This window comes from Streptomyces beijiangensis, from assembly GCF_017315755.1.
In the GTDB taxonomy this organism is placed as follows: domain Bacteria; phylum Actinomycetota; class Actinomycetes; order Streptomycetales; family Streptomycetaceae; genus Streptomyces; species Streptomyces beijiangensis.
Map to the genome: position 1 here is coordinate 1 of NZ_JAFLRJ010000803.1, position 532 is coordinate 532.

The 532-nt window shown below is 68.0% G+C and carries 2 pseudogenes; one reads left to right on the plus strand and one right to left on the minus strand.

Annotated elements, in window-relative coordinates:
* Positions 1-277 (plus strand): annotated as a pseudogene (locus J0695_RS39185) (hypothetical protein); the annotation flags it as partial.
* Between the two features lie 32 nt (positions 278-309).
* Here the strand turns inward: J0695_RS39185 and J0695_RS39190 are convergent.
* Positions 310-532 (minus strand): annotated as a pseudogene (locus tag J0695_RS39190) (hypothetical protein); the annotation flags it as partial.

Consider the following 532-nt stretch of genomic DNA (forward strand, 5'->3'; position numbering starts at 1 on the left):
GCAGGGCCAGCAGGGCCAGTACGACTACGGCACCGCCGGTCAGCAGCAGTACGCCGCCTATTCGGACCCGTACATCGGCAGCAACACCGGCCAGTACGACACCTCGTACGGCCAGCAGCCGTACGCCGAGCCGTACAACCAGGGCTACGGCGGCGAGACCCCGCCGGGCGGGGTCTGGGTGCCGCAGCAGCGCGACGGGGAGCAGCCGTACGGAGCGGCGGACCAGCAACAGGACCCGTACTACAACAACGGGAACGAGCAGCAGTACCGCTACTGATCACTCACCGGCCGCTGGCCGCTGGTCATTGGCTACTGGTCACTGCGAGCCGCGGAAACTGTCGCCCTCGACGATCCGTACTGCTGCTGACCGGCGGTGCCGTAGTCGTACTGGCCCTGCTGGCCCTGCTGGCCCTGCTGCTGGTCGTAGCCGGAGTAGGCGTCGTGATTCCCGTACTGGGCCTGCGCGTTGGCCCCGAAGGCCGCCTCGCTGTATATGCCGTATTGCCCGGTGTCGTCCGGCATCGGCTGCGTG